This is a genomic window from uncultured Nitratireductor sp., from assembly GCF_913053745.1.
In the GTDB taxonomy this organism is placed as follows: Bacteria; Pseudomonadota; Alphaproteobacteria; order Rhizobiales; family Rhizobiaceae; genus Nitratireductor.
The window spans coordinates 1-5,662 of sequence record NZ_CAJXGF010000221.1 but is presented as its reverse complement, the minus strand read 5'-3'; the positions used below and the strand labels follow the sequence as shown (position 1 = coordinate 5,662).

6 protein-coding genes are annotated in these 5,662 nt (G+C 59.9%); 3 read left to right on the top strand and 3 right to left on the bottom strand.

What is annotated here, in order from left to right; genetic code table 11:
- Nucleotides 1–117 precede the first annotated feature (117 nt).
- Nucleotides 118–1,203, bottom strand: coding sequence for a class C beta-lactamase (gene ampC, locus QZ638_RS22295; RefSeq protein ID WP_295814703.1), 1,086 nt, complete (start codon nt 1,201–1,203; stop codon nt 118–120).
- A gap of 402 nt (nt 1,204–1,605) precedes the next feature.
- Here ampC and QZ638_RS22290 point away from each other — a divergent pair, with 402 nt between their 5' ends.
- Nucleotides 1,606–2,712, top strand: coding sequence for an FAD-binding oxidoreductase (locus tag QZ638_RS22290; protein WP_295814701.1), 1,107 nt, complete (start codon nt 1,606–1,608; stop codon nt 2,710–2,712).
- An 11-nt stretch (nt 2,713–2,723) separates the two neighbouring features.
- Nucleotides 2,724–3,074, top strand: coding sequence for a RidA family protein (locus QZ638_RS22285; protein ID WP_295814699.1), 351 nt, complete (start codon nt 2,724–2,726; stop codon nt 3,072–3,074).
- On the opposite strand, the gene QZ638_RS22280 is transcribed toward QZ638_RS22285, so the two are convergent.
- On the bottom strand, nt 3,075–4,298 hold the full coding sequence (locus QZ638_RS22280; RefSeq protein ID WP_295814697.1) for a multidrug effflux MFS transporter: 1,224 nt from the start codon (nt 4,296–4,298) through the stop codon (nt 3,075–3,077).
- A 20-nt stretch (nt 4,299–4,318) separates the two neighbouring features.
- On the bottom strand, nt 4,319–4,780 hold the full coding sequence (locus QZ638_RS22275) for an Lrp/AsnC family transcriptional regulator (protein WP_295814694.1): 462 nt from the start codon (nt 4,778–4,780) through the stop codon (nt 4,319–4,321).
- A gap of 108 nt (nt 4,781–4,888) precedes the next feature.
- Between QZ638_RS22275 and QZ638_RS22270 the strand changes: the two genes are divergently transcribed.
- Nucleotides 4,889–5,662 (top strand): aminotransferase class V-fold PLP-dependent enzyme (locus QZ638_RS22270; protein WP_295814691.1); only part of this gene is annotated, 774 nt, incomplete at its 3' end.

Here is a 5,662-nt window from a genome sequence, read left to right as displayed (position 1 = left end):
CGATACGGTGCGGTTTCCCAATTCCGATCTGGAAAACTACGTGCCCGTCGTGGCGCGTCGATAAGGAAATCCTGGTTTGCCGGCTGGATCTCTATGCCAGCCGGCGAGCTGGTCCCGTCATGGCCGGGCGTCCTCCAACGCCTCTAAAATACGGTACGCGGTTTTCACACGATCGGGCGCCGGGACGGACTTGTTGGCGAGCAGTGCGACACCGATCCTGCTTCCGGGAACGAAAGCGACATAGGCGGAGAAACCCCGGGTCGAGCCGGACTTGTTGATGAGCACTTTCTTACGCGGTGGAAATGCCGGTTTCAGCCGCATCGCCGGCACGTCCTCCCGCACCATTGTCCTGGAATTTCCCTGAAGAAGCCGCTTCAGACCGACCGGATAGGCGTACTGCTCCCAAATCAGATCCTGCGTGAGGGCCCCTGCCTTGAAATAGCCGGTGAGCGCCTGTCGGATGGCGCGTTGCATGTCCGGTTCCAGGTCGCCAATCCCCATATACGCCTCGACATAACGGATAAGATCGTCGGCCGTGGTTCTGATACCGTAAGTAGCGGCTGCAAGTGGAGCGGAAGCCAGGCGAACAGGCTCGCCCCTTCGATTGTAGCCTTGTGCATAATCCTTCAGCCTGCCTGCGGGGACCTGCGTGTAGGTGTTCGACAAGCCCAGTCGCGGCAGGATTTCCCCGTTGATCACCTCGTCATAGCTCTGTTTCATCGCTGTCGCGCCGACGATGCCCAGGAGCGCTGTGCCGATGTTGGAATAGGTGCGCTGGGTACCCGGCGAATAGCGCCGCGTCCAAGCACCGCAATAAGCGAGAAGTGCTTCCTGCGTCCTGGCCTCGTCAGGCAGAAACAGTTCCAGCCCACTCGTGTGGGTCGCGAGATTGAGAACGGTGACAGTGTCGAAGGCGCTTCCTTTCAACACCGGAAGATGGTCGCTGACTTCATCGAACAAGGAGAGCTTGCCCTTAACCTGCGCATAGGAGGCGAGAAGCCCCGTGAAGGTCTTGCTGATGGAACCGATCTCGAAAAGCGTTTTGCTTACAACCGGCGCTCCGCTTTGGCGGGACACAACTCCATTGTTGAAGATGCGGTGTCGGCCATCGACCGTGACGGCAATCGCCAAGCCGGGAACATCGTGCTCGCGCATGAGCCGACGCGCCTCGGTTTCGATCGTCCGAATCGTCCTTGCCGGCATGACCGGTTCGGCGGCCCATGCAGGGACCGGCGACAGGACTACCAAAAAGAACGACAAAACGGATGAATGCAGAAAACAGAAAGGTATTGCTATATAGCGAAAACGATAAAACATATAATTACCCTTAAATATCAATAACTTTCCTCCCATCCGAACTGATAGGGCAAATCCGATAACATCACAAACCGTATTGTTGTGAAACGACGTTGAGACGACTTCCGACACGGAACCGGCGGCGGGAAACCGTAGGCTTTTCCGTCGGTGCCATAATGCCACAAGAGGGCTGAGCCTATTGCTTTCGAGCCGCGATCAGTATCTGTGTGCCTGTATCGGCAGCCAGAGCATTGGCCGATTTGGAAAGCCGCGCGCGAGACCGGCGACAGAACAGCTTGAGGGGGAAGCATGAGCGAGACATCCGACATCATCGTCATCGGCGGCGGCATCGCCGGAATCGGCGCAGGCGCACGCATGGCGGCGGACGCCCGTGTCACCGTTCTGGAGACGGAAGAAGCCATCGGCTATCACGCGACCGGCCGTTCCGCGGCGATCTATATCCGCAATTACGGCAACGCCACTTTGCGCGCCCTCAATGCGGCTGCCGAACCGGTGTTCAAGGAGCCCGAAGGCATTTCGGAGGAGAGCCTGCTCACCCCGCGCGGCCTGCTTTATATCGCCACCGAAGAGCATGTCGGCGCACTCGACAAAACGCTTCAGGGTGCGACCGGCATGGAACGACTGGATGCGGACGCCGCGGTTGCACGCGTGCCTATCCTCAGGCGCGAGAACATTGCGGCGGCCGCGATCGAGGAAGGCGCGCAAGACATCGACGTTGACCGCCTGCTGCAGGGGTTTGCAAAGATGCTGCGCCATCGGGACGGCCGCATCGTCAACAAGGCCCCTGTTGCCGCCATTTCTCGCACCAACGGCGTGTGGACGCTGGAAACGCCGCAAGGCTCCTTCTCAGCACCAGTTATCGTGAATGCCGCCGGCGCCTGGGCCGACCAGATCGCGAAACTCGCGGGCATTCAACCGCTCGGTCTGACGCCGATGCGCCGGTCGGCGGTGATCTTGCCCGCACCGGACGGTCACGACGTGACGGGCTGGCCTCTCTTCGCCTGCGCAGGCGAAGGCTGGTACGCCAAGCCGGACGCGGGCAAGCTGATGGTCTCGCCTGCGGACGAGGACCCATCCGAGCCTTTCGACGCCTGGCCCGACGATATGGTGCTTGCCGAAGGGCTGCATCGCTTCGAACAGGCTGTGACCGTGCCCGTGACACGTATTGAACGGAGCTGGGCCGGCCTGCGCAGTTTTTTCCCGGATCGAACGCCCGCTGTCGGCTTCGCGCCGGACGCGGACGGCTTTTTCTGGCTGGCCGGACAAGGTGGTTATGGCGTGCAGACCTCGCCCGCCCTTTCCGCACTCGCAGCCGATTTGTGCGCCGGGCGCAAATCCAGCCTTCCCGAAACGGTGGTGCAGGCCCTTGCACCACAGCGTCTCATCAAGTCCTGAAAGGAAAAAACATGCCCGATATCACACGCGTCGACACCGGCACCCGCATGAGCCAGGCCGTCAATCACAACGGCACCATCTATCTGGCCGGTCAGGTCGGGACGGCGGGCGAGAGCGTGGCGAGGCAGACCGAAGATATTCTCAGCAAGATCGACGCGCTCCTCGAGCAGAACGGCTCCGACAAAACGCGCATTCTGCAAGCGACCATCTGGCTCGCTTCGATGAAGGACTTCGCCGAGATGAACGAAGTGTGGGACGCCTGGGTGGCTCCCGGCCATGCGCCGGCCCGCGCCTGCGGCGAGTCAGCTCTGGCGACGCCCGAATATACGGTCGAGATCATCGTCGTCGCGGCGACCGGCTGATCAGGCCGGACGCTTCACCGGTATTACCGGCTCCCGGCTCGCCCTTGCGGCGAGCCGGATCAACATCAGGCTCAACGTTCCCGTGACGAGAAAGCCAGACGCCAGTGGAACGGTCGTCTCGTTGTAGAATGCACCGAAGACAACGGCGAAAACCACTGCCACGAGGCTCGATCCCGAAGCGATCAGCGATGCGCCGAGACCGGCGAGTTGTCCCAAAGATTGCATCGCCATCGCGTTCAGATTGCCGAACAGGATGCCGATGAAAAAGAAGATCGCGAAGCCGAGCCCCATGAAAACCGGCAGCGGCGGACGGCCCGCATAGAGCAGCGATACAATCAGCAAGCCGAGGCCGAAGGCCGAGAGACCGCAAAGCGCACATTCGGACATGACCTGCATGCCGAAGCGACGCACCACCTGCGCATTGACGATGGATGCCAAACCGATGCCCGCAGCAAGCGCCGCGAAGTAGGCCGGGAACGTCCCGGCAATTCCGTAGACGTCGAAAAATATGTCCGCGGCCGTGCTCAGATATTGCAACTGGGCTCCGAACACGAGGCCCGTTGCAACAATCAAAAGCCCGACACGCCGATTACGCAAAACGCTCAACGCGTTGCGCATCAGGGTGGCGGAATGGAAACGAATACGGTCTTGCGGTGCCAGCGTTTCCGGCTGGCGCAAAACGAGCCAGATGCACAGCAGCACCGAGAGGATGAGATAGACAGTGAAGATCGCCCGCCAGCCGGCGACCGCCAACACCGCCTGTCCCATGGCGGGGGCGATCATCGGCACCAGGATGAACAAAACGAACATGAACGACATGATCCGCGCCATGGCGTCGCCTTCGAACTGATCGCGTATCAGTGCGCGCGTCGCGATCTTCGGGCCGGCCACGCCAATTCCCTGCAGGATGCGGCCGAGAACGATCATCTCCACCGAGGCGGACAACATCGCAACCACCGTTCCGGCCATGTAGAGCAACAGGCCCGAGACGAGCGCACGCTTTCGCCCGACGGCATCTGAAATGGGTCCCAAAAAGAGCTCGCCAAAGACCATGCCGAAAATGAACAGCGACACGATGTGTTGGGTGGAAAGAGGCGGTTCCACATGCAGATCGCTCTCTATCAGACGCAGCGCCGGTAACACGGCATCGATGCTGAGCGCCGTAAGCGATGTGAGAAACGCGTAAAGGCAGATGCGCTCGAACGAAATCTTCTTGTCTTCCATAGATAGACTCGCCGGAACGATCAGATTGGCAGCGGGCGGCGCTCCTCGATCGCCTCCATGGCAAAATAGGATGTAACCGATTCCAGTTCGACTTTCTGGATCAAACGCTGATAGACCGAATCGTAGCTTTCCATGTCCGTGGTTACGATGCGGAGCATGTAATCATAGTCGCCTCCGATGCGGAAGAAGTCGACGATTTCGGGGATGCTCGAGACGTGCTGGCGAAAGGTCTGAAGCCAGGCAGTGGAATGATGGCGTGTCTTGACCATGACGAAAACCACAAGCCCGAGGCCCAGCTTGTTCCTGTCCACCTGCAATGTTCGCCCACGAATGATGCCGCGCTCCTCCAGCAATTTCAGCCGGCGCCAACAGGCGTTCTGGGAGAGCCCGACTTTTTCCGCCAGGTCGCGTTGCGACAGACTGGCATCGCGCTGGAGCGCACGCAATATTTTCCTGTCAAATTGATCTATTTTTTCGCTCATTATCGTTCATATGACCCGTTTCATGGACAATTTCCATAGTTTTATGTGAAAATGATTGCCCAGTCGTGTGTAATCCTTTCGCCATTGATCCAACTGGTGAATCGAACCATGCCCGGCGACATTTTGAAGGCCTTTGCAAACAGCCTCCAACGTACGGATCTCCCTGCCTATCTGCGTAACGGGTTGATCGGCGAGAACGCTGTGATCGACGGCCCATGTGGGCAGAAGCCGTTGATCTATGCCGACTACGTCGCCTCAGGCCGTGCCCTTGACCAGATCGAGGACTTTATTCGCGACGAGGTTCTGCCGTATTACGCGAACAGTCATACCGAGGCCTCCTACTGCGGCTCGTTCTCGACCCGTCTGCGCGAGGCCGCGCGTGCCGAGATACACCGCATTGTCAAGGCGGGTGCGCAAACGAGCGTCGTCTTCTCAGGCTCCGGCGCCACGTCCGGCATCAACCGGCTGGTGCGTCTTCTGCAGATTGCCGAAACGACAGCGGCGGGTGGACGTGTGGTGGTGTTCACCGGACCCTACGAGCATCACTCGAACATACTGCCCTGGCGCGAAAGCGGTGCCACGATCATCGCCATCCCCGAAACTGCACATGGCGGTCCCGACATGCCCGCGCTCAAAGCGGCGCTCGAGGAAAATGCAGATGTGGCGCTGAAGATCGGTACCTTCTCAGCCGCCTCGAATGTGACCGGCATCACAACCGATACGGATGCGGTGACCCGGCTTCTCAAGACCCACGGCGCGCTGGCCATATGGGACTATGCCGGCGGCGCGCCCTATCTGGAAATCGACATGAAGCCCGGCACTGACTGCGCCAAGGATGCAGTCGTGCTTTCGCCTCACAAGTTCCCCGGCGGGCCGGGCGCG

What these genes read in the sequence shown, in the direction of transcription:
- ampC (WP_295814703.1), bottom strand. Translation starts at nt 1,203, where the DNA reads ATGCCGGCAAGGACGATTCGGACGATCGAAACCGAGGCGCGTCGGCTC.
- QZ638_RS22290 (WP_295814701.1), top strand. Translation starts at nt 1,606, where the DNA reads ATGAGCGAGACATCCGACATCATCGTCATCGGCGGCGGCATCGCCGGA.
- QZ638_RS22285 (WP_295814699.1), top strand. Translation starts at nt 2,724, where the DNA reads ATGCCCGATATCACACGCGTCGACACCGGCACCCGCATGAGCCAGGCC.
- QZ638_RS22280 (WP_295814697.1), bottom strand. Translation starts at nt 4,298, where the DNA reads ATGGAAGACAAGAAGATTTCGTTCGAGCGCATCTGCCTTTACGCGTTT.
- QZ638_RS22275 (WP_295814694.1), bottom strand. Translation starts at nt 4,780, where the DNA reads ATGAGCGAAAAAATAGATCAATTTGACAGGAAAATATTGCGTGCGCTC.